This is a genomic window from Streptomyces sp. NPDC057137 (assembly GCF_042670825.1).
Lineage (GTDB): Bacteria > Actinomycetota > Actinomycetes > Streptomycetales > Streptomycetaceae > Streptomyces.
On record NZ_JBHUUW010000012.1, the window covers coordinates 77,715 to 94,374 of the forward strand.

General features: G+C 71.2%; 13 protein-coding genes. 9 read left to right on the forward strand and 4 right to left on the reverse strand.

The features are described from left to right. The first annotated feature begins 12 nt into the window (after positions 1 to 12). Entirely contained in the window at positions 13 to 759 is a 747-nt protein-coding gene (locus tag ACFT9I_RS13185) for a TetR/AcrR family transcriptional regulator (protein WP_382563649.1), read from the forward strand. A gap of 10 nt (positions 760 to 769) precedes the next feature. Here the strand turns inward: ACFT9I_RS13185 and ACFT9I_RS13190 are convergent, their stop codons facing one another. Beyond that, positions 770 to 1,489, reverse strand: coding sequence for a hypothetical protein (locus ACFT9I_RS13190; RefSeq protein ID WP_382563651.1), 720 nt, complete (start codon positions 1,487 to 1,489; stop codon positions 770 to 772). A gap of 71 nt (positions 1,490 to 1,560) precedes the next feature. Here ACFT9I_RS13190 and ACFT9I_RS13195 point away from each other — a divergent pair, with 71 nt between their 5' ends. The 8 genes from ACFT9I_RS13195 (at position 1,561) to ACFT9I_RS13230 (ending at position 13,478) form a co-directional block, all read left to right on the forward strand. Then, positions 1,561 to 2,673, forward strand: coding sequence for a hypothetical protein (locus ACFT9I_RS13195; RefSeq protein ID WP_382563653.1), 1,113 nt, complete (start codon positions 1,561 to 1,563; stop codon positions 2,671 to 2,673). Continuing rightward, positions 2,670 to 3,593: a hypothetical protein gene (locus ACFT9I_RS13200; RefSeq protein WP_382563655.1), complete on the forward strand. Its 924-nt coding sequence runs from the start codon at positions 2,670 to 2,672 to the stop codon at positions 3,591 to 3,593. Before ACFT9I_RS13195 ends, ACFT9I_RS13200 begins: the two co-directional genes overlap by 4 nt. Before the next feature lie 11 nt (positions 3,594 to 3,604). Beyond that, positions 3,605 to 4,132, forward strand: coding sequence for a hypothetical protein (locus ACFT9I_RS13205; RefSeq protein WP_382563656.1), 528 nt, complete (start codon positions 3,605 to 3,607; stop codon positions 4,130 to 4,132). 89 nt (positions 4,133 to 4,221) lie between these two features. Then, a complete protein-coding gene (locus tag ACFT9I_RS13210; protein ID WP_382563658.1) occupies positions 4,222 to 5,964 on the forward strand; it encodes an asparagine synthetase B family protein in 1,743 nt (580 codons plus the stop codon). 132 nt (positions 5,965 to 6,096) lie between these two features. Then, positions 6,097 to 6,972: a hypothetical protein gene (locus ACFT9I_RS13215; protein ID WP_382563660.1), complete on the forward strand. Its 876-nt coding sequence runs from the start codon at positions 6,097 to 6,099 to the stop codon at positions 6,970 to 6,972. Next, positions 6,969 to 9,308, forward strand: a complete 2,340-nt coding sequence (locus ACFT9I_RS13220) for a bifunctional serine/threonine-protein kinase/ABC transporter substrate-binding protein (protein ID WP_382563661.1) — start codon at positions 6,969 to 6,971, stop codon at positions 9,306 to 9,308. Before ACFT9I_RS13215 ends, ACFT9I_RS13220 begins: the two co-directional genes overlap by 4 nt. Before the next feature lie 3 nt (positions 9,309 to 9,311). Beyond that, the gene (locus ACFT9I_RS13225; protein ID WP_382563662.1) at positions 9,312 to 11,603 is read left to right on the forward strand and encodes a bifunctional serine/threonine-protein kinase/ABC transporter substrate-binding protein; all 2,292 of its coding nucleotides are present in this window, start codon (positions 9,312 to 9,314) and stop codon (positions 11,601 to 11,603) included. A 72-nt stretch (positions 11,604 to 11,675) separates the two neighbouring features. After that, positions 11,676 to 13,478: a leucine-rich repeat domain-containing protein gene (locus ACFT9I_RS13230; protein WP_382563664.1), complete on the forward strand. Its 1,803-nt coding sequence runs from the start codon at positions 11,676 to 11,678 to the stop codon at positions 13,476 to 13,478. A gap of 87 nt (positions 13,479 to 13,565) precedes the next feature. Here the strand turns inward: ACFT9I_RS13230 and ACFT9I_RS13235 are convergent, their stop codons facing one another. The 3 genes from ACFT9I_RS13235 to ACFT9I_RS13245 form a co-directional block, all read right to left on the reverse strand. Further along, a complete protein-coding gene (locus ACFT9I_RS13235) occupies positions 13,566 to 14,729 on the reverse strand; it encodes an NAD-dependent formate dehydrogenase (protein ID WP_382563665.1) in 1,164 nt (387 codons plus the stop codon). Between the two features lie 113 nt (positions 14,730 to 14,842). Beyond that, positions 14,843 to 15,796, reverse strand: a complete 954-nt coding sequence (locus ACFT9I_RS13240; protein WP_382563667.1) for a LysR substrate-binding domain-containing protein — start codon at positions 15,794 to 15,796, stop codon at positions 14,843 to 14,845. A gap of 86 nt (positions 15,797 to 15,882) precedes the next feature. After that, positions 15,883 to 16,071, reverse strand: coding sequence for a hypothetical protein (locus ACFT9I_RS13245; RefSeq protein ID WP_382563669.1), 189 nt, complete (start codon positions 16,069 to 16,071; stop codon positions 15,883 to 15,885). Positions 16,072 to 16,660: the final 589 nt, after the last annotated feature.

The following is a 16,660-nucleotide window of genomic DNA, read 5'->3' on the forward strand; positions in this document are numbered from 1 at the left end:
CGGTCGTCCGCGATGAGCACACGCGCGCGGATCCTGGAAGTCGCGGCCCGACTGGTCGCCGAGTCGCCCAACGGGGACGTCTCCACCCGGGCCGTGTGCGAGGCCGCGCAGGTGGGTGCCCCGGCGCTCTACCGGCACTTCGGGGACAAGGAAGGGCTGCTGTCCGCCGTCGTGGACTACGGCTTCGACAAGTACCTGGAGACCAAGCGGCAGCGCGCGCCGGAGGACGATCCGATAGAGGATCTGCGCAAGGGCTGGGACAGCCATGTGGAGTTCGCGCTGGACAACCCGAATCTGTACCGGCTGATGTACTCCCCCGCGATGCGTACGCCGCCGGCGGCGGCCCTGGAGTCCCACGAGATCCTCACCAGGGATCTGCGGCGGGCCGCGGCGGACGGCAAGTTGCGGCTGGCGCCCGAGGCGGCTGCCCAGGTCGTCATGTCGGCCAACGTCGGGGTGGCGCTGATGCTTGTCGCCCGTCCCTCGACCTTCACCGACAGGGACACCTCCCGGCGGGTTCGCGACGCCGTGCACGCCACCGTCTTCACCCCGGACGTGGCGGCGGAGGCGGAGGGTGGTGCGGGCACGCGGGCTGCGACGAGGACACAACTGCCCGCAGCGGCGGCCCAGTTGAACGTGCTGCTGGGGCGGTCGCCGGAGTCGGGGCTCAGTACGGCCGAAGTGGCACTGATGACGGAATGGCTGCGCCGACTCTCCACGACGTCCACGACCTCCACGTCGTCCGAGGGCGACGTGTAGCCGTCCGCTGTCATGTGGGGAGATCCGCGCAGGTGTCCGATGCGGGGAGTTCGTCCGCGAGGAATACCGTCTGGGCCATCATCTTGAACCCGGACATCTTTTCGCGGAATGTCTCCACGGACTCCTCGGGGTGCACGGAATCGATCACGGCGTGCTCGCCGACGGCGTTGAACTGGTGGCTCACCCCGCGCGGGATCTGCATGTCCACGAAGGAGCAGGGCGGCACGACCAGGTTGTAGCGGGTCCGCTCCACACCCGGTGGGGTGTCGGGCAGTTCGTCCTCGAAGGACCGCAAGGAGAAGGGAGTCACCCCGGCGACGCCGGTGATCTCGAACGGGGAGAGGCTGCTCACCCGGATCCGTGTGTCCGGGCCTGTCATCATCCGCACGAAGCGCAGACCGGTGTGCAGATGCATGCGGGAGCAGACGCCGCGCTCCTCCACATTGTAGAAATCCATCAGATAGCGATCGGCGAAGAAATCGTCGAAGGGTGCTTCGAGCATATAGACATCGCCCTCCTCGAAAGTCTGGAAACGGGTTATCCCATCCTTGTTCTGGGTAGTGGCTGATTCGCTTCTCTTCGCGTCTCTCACGACCTTCGTGAAGGCATTCACCACGGCCAGGGCGATTTTTTCGGGGAGTTGCAGCACCGGCGTGACGACATTCCTGGCCGCATCCGTGAATTCGGCGACGTCGTGGACCTCGTTCTCCGCGTTCGCCTCGTGTTTCATTCTTGTATGGGAATTGGACATGTGAATCAAGCTCCGTCGTCTAGGATCTGTCCGGTCGACATAACGAAACCATGCGCTTGCCGGGGCAGTTGGAGGGGGCCGCTGTGATCTGCCCGCACTGTGAGAAAAGCCTTCGCTACCGGGAGCGAGGGGGCAGGACCTGCTCGGTCTGCAAGCGCACCTTCGCGCTCGAACCGAAGGACAACACGTTCCGCCTGCACGACGTCCGGATGCGCAAGCTCATCGAGAAGCTCGGCAACGGCGAGGGTCTGCGCTACACGCCCACCCAGCTCTGGTACGCCGCCGCGCGCAACCACACCCCCGCCGGGGCTGTGGCGTACGGATGCATCGCCACCTTCCTCGTGGTCCTGACGGTTTTCCTCGTGGTGGTGATCAGTGGCAGCTCCGGGTTCGATCCGGATGTGGTGCGCCCCGTCGTCTTGGTGGGCGTGGTGTTCCTGGCGCTGAGTCTCCTGCTGACTGCCCGTGGTTCCCGTCGTGCGAAGCGGACCGGCACGGTGCGGGTGCCGATGTCGACCGAGGTCTTCCGGTCCGCGATCATCGACCGCTGGGTCGCCGTCTACGGCGGGCCGCCGGCCGGGCTGACGGACAAGGGACGCGCCCAGTACCCGGTGATCCCCGGTGTCGGCGGGCCGGGCCCGAGGCTGGCCATCCTCTGCCCGGACCGCAACGTGCTGGCCTGCCTCACGCTGAACGGGGCGCACAAGACGCACTCGCTCGCGCTGGTGCAGTCGGTCGACCAGCTCCGGAACATATCCACCGGCCCGACTCAGCCTGGTGAAAAGGGAGTTGTGGGGATAGTGCTGCACGACGCCAGCCCGGCGGGGCTCGCCTTCGCGTCCAGGGCCAGGGCCGCGCTCGGTGGCCGGGTCGTGGTCGCCGGGATGCTGCCGCGCACGGTGATGGACAAGAAGAACGCCGTACGGCTGCGGAAGCCGCTGGATTCCGGGGACCTGGACGCGATACGTACGTCGTCGTCGGCGCTGACCGCCGAGGAGGCCGACTGGCTGACCCGTGGCTGGTGGTCCCCGCTCGCGGCCGTACCGCCGGCGAAGCTGCTGGCCGTGGTCGCGCGGGCGGTGGACCGGGCGGAGGGGCTGGCCGACCCGGACCGGGGCCGGGCGCAGCAGGTCGGGTTCCTCACCTGGCCGACGGCGTCATGAAGGACGCGATCCTCGACCGCGTGCTGCGGACGGCGGCGGAGAATGCCGCCGCGCCCGGACAACTCCGCTTCACCGAACGGCAGTTGTACTACGAGGTGTGCCGGGTGCTGATGCCGTGGCACCGGGCGCCCCGGCGGGCGCACTTCACCTCTGCCCCGGCGCTGACGTACGACGCGTACCTGGCCGCGCTGCGGCGCCACGGTCCCGGCTCGGTGGACGGCCTGCTGCCACCCGTCGTGCCGAAGCCCCGGCAGACGGCCGGACGGCACACACCGGAACCCGACCTGTTCGACTACGGGCTGCCGAGAGTGCTGGTGTGCGAGTCCGACGACATCGCCGCCATGCTGCGCGCCAACGGGGTGCCGATGGAGTCGGCGTGCCCGGTGTACGGTGCCTCCGAACTACCCCTCGACCAGGGGGTGTTGAGGATGCTGGCGCTGGCGGAGCGGGCGACGGTCTATCTCCTGCACGACGCGAGCGCGCGCGGACTCACCTTTCCCGCGCGGTTCGCCCGGTCCGTCGACATACCGGACGGGGTGCGGGTCGTCCCGCTGGGGCTGCGGCCCCGGCAGGCGGGGGCACTGCATCTGGTGCACGGGCGTGGCCCGGCGTACGCGGCCGTTCCGACGGCCTTTCCCGCAGCCGGTCCCGGTTCCGGTCCCGGTCAGGGGCTGGGTCCGGGTTCGGGTCCAGGTCCGGGCGTAGGTTCCGTTCTTGATCAGGGGCTCGCGTTTCAGCTCAGTCGTTGGGAGCGCGACTGGCTGCGACGCGGCAGATTCGTGGAGGTCGCCGCCGTGAACCCGGCGTCACTGCTCCGTACGGTGCACCGTCTCGTACGGGAAGTACGCACGCCGCGCTCGCAGTTGACCGAGCTTCGTCAGGTACGTCGGTCAGGTTTCCTGAGCTGGCCCACCGCATGAGAGGAACCGCAGTGCCGCAGCCGCAGAGGCGGGAGATCACCTACACCGACGAACTGCTCGCCGACCGCACGGTCCACCGGCGTTACTCGGACGGCGGCCAGGAGTGGCGCAGTGCGGTGGGCGGTGCTCGGGGCGGTCGCGTCGTGCAGTGGCGGGACGAGCGCGGTGGTTCGGGCACCGACGAGCTGCTGGGACGGCGCATCGTCAAGCGCGTGTACGCCGACGGGCGCCGGCCCCTCTACGGCAGGGAGGCCGGTTACGGCCGGACGCTGTGGAGCGACGGGGTGCTGACGGTGAACCGGACGTCGTTCGGCGGCCGGCTGGGCACCGTCCTGGGCGCGGTGACCGCCGGTGCCGTCGTCGGCGCGGCGCTGACCATGCCGCCCACCTTTCTCTCCCCGGAAGAGGAGGAGGAACTGCGCCGGCAGGCCGAGGCGAGCGCGTCGGGCGGCGACGGCGGCGGAGGTGGGGGCGACGGTGGCTACGGGGACTGGGGCGACGGATCCGGCTCCGGTGACAGCGACGACGACTTCGGCTGAGCCGGGGGTGTTCCGGCCTCTCGGGGCCGATGGGCCGACAGGCCGCAGGAGTTGAGAAACAGAGAGAAGAAGAGAAGAAGGGGGATGCGATGTCCCGCTGGTGTGCGTGTCTGACCGCCGACGACCCGGCCGGGCAGGTGGCGGCCATGGGCGGTCGTCCCGTGCGGACGCGGGACGACGGCCGTCATGCGCTCGGTCTGCTCGACGGGCCCGGCGCGGCGGCGGGGCCGTACCGGGTGGGCGACGTGTACGCGATCGGCGAGGTCACGCTCCACAACGCGCCGGAACTCCGCTCCCGGCTCGGTGCGGACGGTGTCCCGGGCGACTGCTCCGACGGTGAACTGCTCCTGCGCGCGTACGTCAGGTTCGGCACCGCCGGGCTGGCCGCCGCCGACGGCATGTTCGCCCTCGCCATCGCCGAACGGGACGAACTCGTCCTCGTACGGGACCACATGGGTGCCCGCACCCTCTTCCACGCCCGCGCCGGCACGGGCGACCGGGCCGCGTGGGCGGCGGCCACCTCGCTGCGGGCGCTCCAGCGCTGGCCCGCGCTGGACACCGGGCTGCATCTGCCGGCTGTCCGGTCGTTCCTCACCTTCGCGTATCTGCCCGGCAGGGAGACCTTGTTGCGCGGGATCCACGAGGTGCTGCCGGGGCGGTGCGTACGGCTGAAGCCCGACGGCTCCACCGTGGAGGAGACGTACTGGGAGCCGGCCGAGGTCGTCGACGAGCGTCCGGCCGCCGAACACGCGGGGGAGCTGCGCGAGTTGCTGGAGTCCGCCACCGCGCGGCGGCTGCCGACGGCCGAACCGGTCGGCGTTCTGCTCTCCGGCGGTGTGGACAGCAGCCTGGTCACCGCGCTCGCCGCCAAACTGCACGACCAGGCCGTCCGGTCGTACTCGATCAGCTTCGGCGGCGACGCCCCGAACGAACTCGCCTACTCCGGACTGGTCGCCACCCACTGCCACACCGAGCACCAGGTCCTCACCGTGCCCGGCGAGGCGGTCGCGGCCCGGCTGCCGGAGACCGTCGCGCTGCTGGACAGCCCGGTCGGCGACCCGCTCACCGTGCCCAACCTGATGCTCGCCGAGGCGGTCGCGGCGGACGGCATGAGCGTGGTGCTCAACGGGGAGGGCGGCGACCCGGTCTTCGGCGGCCCCAAGAACCTGCCGATGCTCATCCACGAACTGCACCGCGACGAGGCGGGCGTTGACTCGCGGGCGCGGGCCTACGTCGACTCGTACCGCAAGTGCCACGGCGACCTGCCGGTGCTGCTGACGCCCGGTGTGCTGGCCGAGCTGGCGGACGCGCCGCCCGTGACGGAGCTGCTGGCGCCGTATCTGAGTCAGGGCCGGATGACGAGCCTGCTCAACCAGTTGCTCCACACCAACCTGCGGACCAAGGGCGCCCACCACATCCTCACCAAGGTGGAGCGCATCACCGCGTCCCAGGGGCTGGAGGGCCGCGCACCGCTGTTCGACCGCGCCGTCGTCGACCACGCGTTCCGGGTGCCGGCCCGGCTGAAGCTCGCGGGGACGAGCGAGAAGTGGATCCTCAAGGAGGCGGTACGGGACCTGCTGCCGCCGACGATCGTGGACCGGCCCAAGAGCGGGATGCGCGTACCGGTCCAGCAGTGGCTGGACGGGCCCCTGCGCGAGCTGGGCCACGACCTGCTGCTCGGCAGGTCGGCGCGGGCCCGTGGCCTGTTCCGTGAGGACACGATCCGGTCGTGGCTACGGAGGGAGGGGACGCTGCTGCCGCGCCAGGGAAGCAAGTTGTGGCTGGTCCTGACATTGGAGCTGTGGCTGCGTTCGTTCGAGGTCGGGGCCTGAGCGAGCGGCACGGAGCCGGGGCCTGAGGGGTCTCTGCTGACGAGAACTGAGCCGTAGCTCCCGTGCGTCCCACTCGATACGCTCGGAACGGACAGGGGGTCTCAAGTGAGGTGTGCGACAGGGGAGTTCACGTTGGGTGGCGCCGGCGCCGGGCGGTTACGGGGCGGTGTCGTCGCTCTCGCGGTGGGGGCGCTGCTGGCGGGGTGCTCGGGGACCGGTGACGCCTCCGACCCGGACCCGACGAAGCCCGGCTCGACCAAGCCCGGTCCGACGAAGCCTGGTCCGACGAAGGCCGGCTCGACCGAGCCGGGCGCGGAGGCCAAGGGCGACGGGGGGCCGACGCCGACTCCGTCGGCCGGCACCGGGCTGGGCTGGGTCCCCGACGAGAACCGACGGCCCCGGACCCGCGCCCAGGCCCTGCGGCTGGCCCGCGATGTCGCCGCCGAGCCCGGCCGCTGGGGGAGCGGTTACGTCAAGCGGAGCCCGTACGAGAGCGACCCCGACTCCCTGGCCGTGCTCGACGGGGACTGCGTCTGGCAGCGCGAGCCGCTTCCGCCCTCCGTACTGACCAGCTTCACCCGCTACAGCGAACTGCCCGCGAAAGGCGGCAAGGGCCCGATCCGGATCGCCGCCACCGTCGTCGTGCACCGCGAAGCCGCCGACGCGGAGTGGGAGATGGCACGCACGCTCGAAGAGGCGCTGCGCTGCCCCGAGCAGCGGCTCAGCAACGACGAGCGGATCACTGGACTGCTGTCGGCGGGCCTGCCGCTCGGTGCCGGGAATCTCTCCAGCGACGACGTGATCTCCGAGCACGGCGAGTACCGCAGCGACGAACTCGGCGGCCCGCACTACTACATATGGGGCCAGAACCGCCTCGGCCAGGTCACGGTCTCGGTGGTCGGCAAGGGCGCCGAGGGCCGCACGCGGGAGGAGATCGACACCGCCGTCACCGAGGGAACGGGCTCCATGCTCGTCGACGTCCAGGCCGAACTGGAGGTGTCGGAATGACCGAGCCCCTGCTGCCCACCGACCCCGCGTCGATCGGCGGTCACCGGTTGCTGGCCCGCCTCGGCGCCGGTGGCATGGGCGTGGTCTATCTGGGCCGTACGGAGACGGGGGCGCTGGCCGCCGTCAAGGTCATTCAGGCCGAGTACGCGGACGACCCCGGCTTCCGCGCCCGCTTCCGCCGCGAGGTCGACCTGGCCCGCCGGGTGTCCAGCCCGTGGGCGGTGCCGGTCACCGGCGCGGCGGCGGCTGCGGCGGAGCCCTGGCTGGCCACCGCGTTCGTGCCCGGCCCGTCGCTGGGCGAGGCGGTCACCGCGCACGGACCGCTTCCCGTGCGCAGCGTGCGGGCCCTGGCCAGGATGCTCGCCGGGGCGCTGGGCGCGGTCCACGAGGCGGGGCTGGTGCACCGTGACGTCAAGCCGGGCAATGTCCTGCTCGCCGTGGACGGTCCGCGCCTGATCGACTTCGGTATCGCCCGCGCCACCGACGAGACCGCGCTCACCTCGCCCGACATGGTCGTCGGCACGCCCGGCTTCCTCGCGCCCGAGCAGGCCGAGGCGCGCGGCGCGGAGGTGGGGTCCGCGAGCGACGTGTTCTCGCTGGGCTGTCTGCTGGCGTACGCGCTGACGGGACGGCCCCCGTTCGGCGGCGGTACGGCGGACGTGCTGCTGTACCGCACGGTGCACGACGAGCCGGACATCGGGGGAGCGTGGGGGGACGACGACCCCGAGCTGCGCCAACTCCTGCTCTCCTGCCTGGCGAAGGACCCGGCGGACCGGCCCACGGCCGAGCGGATCGGCGCGCGGCTTGTCGAGGACGCCGTCCCCGCCGGTGACCGGGAGGGCGATCCGGACGGTGACCCGGACGGCGATCCGGCCGACTGGCTGCCCGAGGATGTCGTACGGGGCATCGCCGACCGCGCGGCGGAGATGCTGGCGCTGCCCGACATCGAGCCGACGGTCGCGGGCGGGACGACCCCGGACACCGACGAGTCGGGTCGGGCGCCGGTCCCGGAGGACCCCGAGGACCCCGACGACCCCGAGAACCCTGAGGGGCGTCAAAAACCCTCCCGGCGACGCCTGTTGGTCCTCTCCGGCGCCGCGCTCGTCGCGGGCGGTGGCGGGGCCTGGGCCGTACTGCGGGACGACGACTCCCGTACGGACGAGGACTCCGGCCCGCGCTGGACCATCGGCGTCCAGGCGGACCTCTCCGGCGCGGGCAAGGCGGCTGGCCGGGCGCAGGAGCAGGGCGCGCGGCTGGCGATCGAGCAGTACAACGCCCGAAAGCCCGGCAAGGATGGCAAGGGCGGCGGGAGCGGCGAAGACGGCAAGGACAGCGATCCCACCCAGGACAAGCCCTTCGCGCTCGCGCTGAAGACCGCCGACGACAGAGGCAGCGCCCAACGGGCCCCGGCCGCCGCCAAGAAGCTGATCGAGGACCCCGACGTACTCGCCGTGCTCGGTCCCACCACCGACGTGACGGCGGAGCAGGTCGTCGGCGCGTACGACGAGAGCCTGCTGCCGCTGCTGACCCTCTCGGCCGGCGGCATGATGATGACCTCACGGAAGCCCCGGTCCCTCGTGCACTGCCGGCCGGGCGACGCCGCGCTGTCCATTCCGATCGCCGTCCACCTCGCCCAACTGGCCTCGAAGGAAAAGGAGATGGGACGGCCGGGACTGCTCCAGGACCGTACGGCGCAGACGTACGCCTGGGAGTCCGCCACCATCACCTCCCTCCTGCTGCGCGACTCCGGCATGCCGGCCTACCCCCGCGTGATCCCGGCGAACGTCGAGGACATGAAGCCCGTCGTGACCGACATCCTGAAGGCCGGTACGGGCTCCTTCGTCTACGCCGGGTACGCGCCGGGCGCGGCGAAGGTGGCGCGGGAGCTGGCGGCGGCCGGATTCGACGGGCCCAGACTCGCGTCGCAGGCCGTGCTCGACCCGGAATTCCTGGAGCTGGCGGGCGACGCGGCCGAGGGCTGGCTGCTGACCTCCTCCTTCGTCTCCGCCGCCGACACCCCGAAGGCCGCGGACTTCAGCGCCGCCTTCCGCGAGCGCTTCGGCGCCGCTCCGCCGTACTACGCGGCCGAGGCGTACGACGCCGTCAACCTCGTCATCCGGGAACTGGTGAAGGGCGCGAAAAGCGTGCAGGGCGTGCGGACTCCGCCGAAGCGGGCCGAGTTGGTGGGTCTGTTGCGCAAGAGCACGTACGAGGGGATCACGAAGACGTTCGCGTTCGATCCGAAGGAGGGCACGTTCGCCGGTCGGGGCGTGTTCCTCTACGAGGTCAAGGACGGGGCGTTCCGCTTCCTGGGCCCTGCCCCCACCGGCGCGTAACGCATGGCTGGGAGCGAGCCGTTCCGGCCGCTGAAGACGGCCGACCCGCCCGCCGTCGGCGGCTACCGGCTGCTCGGCAGGCTCGGCGCGGGCGGCATGGGCGTGGTGTATCTGGCGCGTTCGCCGGGTGGCGCACTGATTGCGCTGAAGGTGATCCGCGCCGAGTACGCCGCCGATCACGGCTTCCGCGTCCGCTTCCGGCGCGAGGCGCAGGCGGCGGGGCGGCTCACCGGGCGCTGGGTGGTGCCGGTCGTCGCGGCAGCCGCCGAGGCGCGCGAACCGTGGCTGGCCACGGCCTTCGTGCCTGGTCCCTCGCTGGCGGAGGCCGTCACGTCGCACGGGCCGCTGGCGGCGGAGACCGTACGTGTCCTCGGCGCCCGGCTGGCCGAAGCACTCACCGAGGTGCACGAGGCGGGGCTCGTGCACCGTGACGTCAAGCCGGGCAATGTCCTGCTGGCCCTGGACGGCCCCCGGCTCATCGACTTCGGGATCGCACGGGCCACCGGTGCCACCGCCCTCACCGCGAGCGACGTGGTGATCGGCTCGCCCGGCTATCTGTCGCCCGAGCAGGCGCAGGCGCGCGCCGGTGAACTCGGGCCGCCGAGTGACGTGTTCTCGCTGGGATGCGTGCTGGCGTACGCGGCGACGGGCCGTAGACCGTTCGGTACGGGTTCATCGGCGGCGGTCCTGTTCCGTACGGTCCACGAGGAGCCGGACCTCGAAGGCGTACCGCGCGAACTGCTCGGGCCGCTCACGGACTGTCTCGCCAAGGACCCGCAGGGCAGGCCGAGTTCGGAGGAGGTACGGGCGGCGCTGGGGGACCTGGCGGGAGCGGCGCCCGGCTGGCTGCCGGCCGCGCTGACCCGGCTGATCGCCGAACGCTCCGCCGCCGTGCTGGCCCTGCCCGACCCGGCTCCGGACGCGACGCCCACCCAGAACGCGGACTCGGACGCGGACGCGCGGACGGTCACAGCCGCCCCCGCCCCCACAGCATCAGCCACCTCCGGGCGGCCCTCGCGCCGTCGGCTGCTCACCCTCGCGTCGGCGGCCGGGGTCGTCGCCGTCGGCGGCGGCCTGGCGGCCTGGGCGGCGTCCCGGCCACCGGACGGCTCCGACGACTCCTCGGACTCCTCGGATTCCTCGGATTCCTCGGGGAACAGCTCCCTGCCGCGCTACACCGTCGGGCTCCAGGCCGATCTCTCCGGCCGGGACAAGGCGGCGGGCCGCGCACAGGAGCGCGGCGTGCGGCTGGCCGTCGCCGACCACAACTCCCGTGCGGACCGCCCCTTCGACCTGGCGCTGCGGGTGCTGAACGACGGCGGGGAGGCGAAGCGGGCCGTGGAGGTGGCGGGGACCTTCGCCGCCGACCGCGACGTGCACGCGGTGATCGGCCCGACCGGGACCGCGGGGGCCGAGGCGGTCGTCGCCCGTTACCAGAAGGCCCTGCTCTCCCTTGTCACGGTCTCCTGCGACTCCGAGGCGTTCAGCACGGCGAGCGAGCGGGCGTTCTTCGAACTCAGACCGGACCGGAACTCCCTGAGCGTGGGATTCGTCGACTACCTCGTCCGCGCCCGTGACGCCCGCAGGACCGTTCTCGTCGACGACCGGGCGGCGGGCCCGGTCAGCGAGCAACTCGTCCTGGAACTGGCCCACTTGCTGACCGACGGGCGCGGCACGACCACCACCCGCACCGTGCCGGCCGACAGCGACGACTTCGGGCCGGTGGCCGCCGCCGTGAGAACTTTCGGCGCCGACTCGGTGGCGTACGGCGGGACGTCGCCGCGGCGGGCGGCTCTCTTTGCCCGCGCGCTGGCGGACGCGGGCTTCCGGGGCGTACGGATGGCACGGGAGCCGGCGCTCCGGGCCGAGTTCACCGCCGTGGCGGGTGCGGCGGCAGACGGGTGGGTGTTCGTCACGACGTACGTCGACCCGGCCGAACTGCCTGCCGCGAAAGGGTTCGTGGCGTCGTACGAGAAGCGCTACGGTCCGCGCGGGGGCGAACAGCCAGGTAAGGACGGGCTGTTCGCGCTCAGGTTGTTCGCGGTCGAGCCGTTCGCCGTGGAGGCGTACGACGCGCTGAACTTCGTCGCCCAGGGGATGCGGGAACTGGTGGCCACCGGCGTGGAGCGGGGCGCCATGGTGACCAGGCTGCGCGACGTCACCTTCAAGGGCCTGTCCAGGACCATTGAATTCGATGACGCGGCGCGTGCGTTCGTCCTCGCCAACGGTCTCTTCCTGCACCGGGTGGAGGACGGCGCGGCACACTTCCTCGGCCGTATCGGCGAGGTGAAGTAGTAGTCCGCAGGGTCCGACAGTGCCACCCCTTCCGGGCGGCACTGTCGGACCCTGCGCCTATTCTGCGGTGGCATGACTGAACTCGACTCCCTGCGTGAGCTGCTGGCCACCGTGAAGGCCCCGCGCGCCCGTAAGGCCGTACGCGACCTGCTCGTCCGGGGCGCCGGCGCCCCGGCCGTCGACCCCGCCCAGGCCCTGGCGCTCGCCGCGCGGTTCGCCGCCGTCGGGGAGCCGAGCACCGACCTGCTCCTGAAGATGTGGCCCAAGGTCGCCGACCCCGACGGCTTCGCCGAACAACTCCTCGTCCCCGCCTACGCGCGCGAGAACCGCACCGATCTCAAGGTGAGCAAGGTCCTCCCCGCAGGGCTGCGGCATCTCGCCCCCGTCCTGCGCGCGCTCCATCTGGACCGTTGCACCGGGCTTACCGACCTGACGCCGCTCGCCGAGTACACCCGGCTCATCAGCCTTGATCTGGGCGGCTGTTCGGGCGTCGACGATCTCGCGCCGCTCACCGCCCTGACCGCGCTGGAGAGTCTGCGCCTGCACCGCTGCCGCAAGGTCAAGGACATCGGCCCGCTGCTGAAACTGCGCGCGCTGCGCCGGCTCGACCTCAGCATGACGGGCGTCGCGTCCGTCTCCGGACTCGGCGCCGCGCTGCCCGACCTGGAATCCCTCAGCCTTCAGGGCTGCCGGGGGCTGCGCGACATCCGCCCGCTCAGCGGGCTGCGCCGGCTCGCCACGCTCGACCTGGGCTGGACCGGTATCAAGGATCTGTCCGCCCTGACGGATGTCGGCGCGGTCACCGAGCTGGACCTCACCAGTTGCACCCACCTCACCACCCTCAAGGGCATCGACGCGATGCCCCGCCTGCGCGTGCTGCGTATGGACAAGGTCCGCCGCCTCAGGTCACTGGACGGCCTCGGCCACCACCCGGACGTCACCGAGCTGATCCTCACCGAGTGCGACCAACTCACCGATCTGCGGGCGATATCGGGCCTGCCCGGACTGGGGACCCTGGAACTCGCCCTCTGCGAACGGCTCACCTCCGTCGCCGGGGTCGAGGCACTGACCCGACTCGAACTGCTCAGGGTGCGCGACTGCATGGCGCTGTCCGACTTCATGTCGCTGGCCGGCGCGCCCGCCCCGCGCCGCCTCTTCCTGACGAATGTCGCCGGCGGATCCGACCTCGGGTTCCTGCCCGACCTGCCGGGTGTGCGGATGCTGCTGCTCGACCGGATCCCGGCCCTGCGTACCCTCGACGGCGCACCCGACCTGCCCGACCTGCGCTTTCTCGACGTACGCAACTGCCCCGCACTGTCCGGTCTCGGCCGGGTCGGGGAGCTGCCGGAGCTGCGGCAGGTGCAGATCTACGGGTGCGAGGTCCTGCACGACCTGGCCGGTCTGGTCGGCCGGGCTCCGCTGACGGAACTGCGGCTGGAGCAGCTCGGCCAACTGGAGTCGCTGGGCTCCCTCGTCGACTCGCCCACCCTGCGCAAGCTCAGGATCGAGTGCTGCGACCGGCTCAAGGCGCCGCCGCTGGGAGGGATGACAGCGCTTCGCGAGCTGGAGTTCAAGTATCAGTCGTGGCCCGACTACGACTTTCTGATCGGCAGCACGTCGGTGGAATCCATCAAGGGCTACTCGCTCGGGCTGCGCGACGTCTCCGCACTCGCGAAGCTTCCCGCCCTGAACAAGGTGGACTTCCGGGCCTCGTACACCCTTCAAATCTCCACGCTGGCACCGCTGTTGGAGATCGGTGGGCTCACGCATCTCGTTCTCAGCGGCTACGAGGCCAGGCATGTCCCCGACGGCCAGGAGGTGGTGGCCGAGTTGCGGGCGCGCGGGGTGAGGTCGTCGTCCTTCGGCACCGCTTGACGGGCTGACCGCCTGACCGCCTGACCGGCGCCGGAAGCGCCTCCGGCGACGAGGTCAGGCGGGGTCGGACGAGATCAGGCGGGGCTCTCAGCTCTCCTTCGTGGAGTACGAGTGCGCTCCCGTACCGGCCAGCGCCCCGCCCTCCACGATCAGGTACTCGTCGCGGATCGGGTTCCCGGCGAAGTACGACTCCAGGATCTCCCGCGTGCCGGCCGCGTACCGCGCCTGCGCCGAGAGCGACGAGCCCGAGATGTGCGGCGTCATCGCGTGGTGCGGCATGGTGCGCCACGGGTGGTCGGCCGGCGCCGGCTGCGGGTACCAGACGTCGCCGCCGTAACCGGCGAGCTGACCGCTGCGCAGCGCGCGGTCCACGGCGTCGCGGTCGACGATCTTCGCGCGCGCGGTGTTGATGAGGTACGCGCCCCGCTTCATGGTGCCGATGAGCTTGTCGTCGAACAGGCCCTCGGTCTCCGGGTGCAGCGGCGCGTTGATGGTGACGACGTCGACGTGCGGCACCATGGCGGCGGTCGACTCGTGCCAGGTGAGGTTCAGCTCCTGCTCGACGGACTCCGGCAGGCGGTGGCGGTCGGTGTAGTGCAGCCCGACGTCGAAGGGGGCCAGCCGGCGCAGCACGCCGAGCCCGATGCGGCCTGCCGCGACGGTACCGACCTGCATGCCCTCCAGGTCGTACGAGCGCTTGACGGCGTCCGCGATGTTCCAGCCGCCGTCGAGCACGATCTGGTGCGAGGGGATGAAGTTGCGTACGAGACCGAGGATGGTCATCACCACGTGCTCGGCGACGCTGATGCTGTTGCAGTACGTCACCTCGGCGACGGTGACGCCGTGCGAGATGGCGGCGTCCAGGTCGACGTGGTCGGAGCCGATGCCGGCGGTGACGGCGAGCTTCAGGTTCTTGGCGGTGGCGATGCGCTCCGCCGTCAGATACGCCGGCCAGAACGGCTGCGAGATGACGATGTCCGCGTCGACCAGCTCGCGGTCGAAGACCGATCCCGCGCCTTCCTTGTCGGACGTGACGACGAGGGTGTGGCCGCGGCTCTCCAGGAAGGAACGCAGCCCGAGTTCACCGGAGACGCTGCCCAGCAGATGGCCGGGGGTGAAGTCGGTGCCCTCGGGGGTGGGGGTGGTCTGGCCGCCCGGGTAGTGGTCGATGACCGGGAGGTCGTCGCGGGCGTACGTGGTGGGCTGGCCGTCGGTCGGGTCGTCGTACAGCACACACAGGATCTTTGCCATGACTTGCGGCTCCTCGTCCGTTGCTGCGGGCGTGCTTCGGAAGGTGCCTCTTACGGTGGGTCCTGGCGTCTGCCCTGGCAAAGCGAACTTCTCTATGCCGGGATAGGCACCGGCTATCGCTGCGGCTTCGCCGTTCTGTCCGTCGGCGCGAGGTGCGCGTCGAGGAGCCCGTTCAGCACCTCCCGTACGCTCACCCGCCGCGCGGTCTCCAACAGCGCCTTCGCGAGCACCGGTTCGGGGCTGCGGTCGGCGATGACCAGGCCCACGCGCGGGCCGTGCGTCGGATGCACCAGCGGGACCACCCGCATCGCGTCGGGGACGCCGAACATATGCAGCCAGGCGTGCGAGATCACGCTCGACCACCGGCCCGCCGCCATGTGCGTGTAGAGACCCGCGACGGTGTCGGTCTCGATGGCCGGGGTGACGCTCGCGCCCTCGGCGGCGAAGTACTCGTCCATGATCCGGCGGTTGCGCATCTGCGGCGACAGCAGGCACAGGGCCACTCCGGCGACCTCGGCCCAGCGCACCGACCGCTGCTGGGCGAGCGGGCTGTCGTGGGGTGTGAGGAGCAGGTACCGCTCCTCGTACAGCGGTGTTCTGCGTACGTGGCGCAGGCTCTCGTCGTCGAGATACGTGAGCGCGATGTCCAGCTCGAACGAGGTCAGCCGGCGCGTGATGTCGCGCGACGACAGTGTCTCCAGCGAGACGCGGACGAGGGGGTGTTGCTCGCAGAAGGGCGTCGTCAGGAGGGACGCGGCGGTCAGGGCGGTGGGGATGGCGCCGAGGCGCAGCGTGCCGGTGAGGCCGCCGCGCATGACGGACAACTCGTGGTGCAGCGCGTCGCGTTCGGCGAGGATCCGGTGCGCCCAGAGGAGTACCCGCTCGCCCTCGGGGGTCAGCCCTTCGAAGCGCCGGCCGCGGCGCACGATGGGTACGCCCAGTTCGTGCTCCAGCTTGCGTATCGCGGCGGAGAGCGAGGGCTGCGACACGAAGCAGGCGTCGGCGGCCCGCGCGAAGTGCCGCTCGCGGGCGAGCGCGACCAGGTACTCCAGCTGTCGCAACAGCACGACGACCCGCTCCCTCCGACTCCCGCGACCGGCCGCGCGTGCCGGTCCCGGCCATCCTCACTCACCGGGAGCGGTTCCGATACGGGTCAGCGCGTCTCGACGCCGATGTGTGTGCGGTGGTGGTGCGGGCTGTCGATCTCGTCGATCAGCGCGACGGCGAAGTCGGCGTACGAGATGCGGGAGGCGGCGTCGCCGGGGGCCGTACGGTACGTGCCCGTACGGCCCGCGTCGTGGTCGAAGTCAACTCTTGCTGAGGCTCTATACGAGTTGGTCACACCCTGGTCTCGCCTGTCTTCGCCGCCTGCGGGGACGGTCGCTCCGGTGGTTGCTGTCGAACGCTGTGCACGGTGGTCCGCTTGGCAGGTCGGCGGTATCTGAGGGAGTTGGTGGGGGGCATGCCGTCCGGTGCTGAGCGGAGCGCGGGAGGAGGCTTCACCTCGGCGTGCTGGACCGGACAGACCGACGTATCAACGCGGCGACCGACATACCGGAGGACGACCGTGCGTTCCTGCGTAAGCGCGCGCGTGAACTCCGCGGCCGGGTTGGGGAGTTGTGTTTCGAGTCGCGGAAGGGGCCCGTGCACGGGGACGCCCACTTACAGAACCTCATGGTGGACCGCACTTGGCCGGGTGATTCTGATCGACCTGGAGAGGTTCGGTTACGACCACCCTGAGTAGGACCTGATGGTCACGGCCACGGAGCATCTCAGCTTGGGTTGGCAGACTCCACCGCGGGACCCGCCCGAGGTGACGAGGCAGACGCCCCGGTGTTGGCAAGGCTGCTGCGAGCGGAGAGTGTGTCTGGGTGGTCGCGTCCTAGAATCCGTTCACGGTCGGCCAGAACCTGTTCTCGCAGATCGAGAGC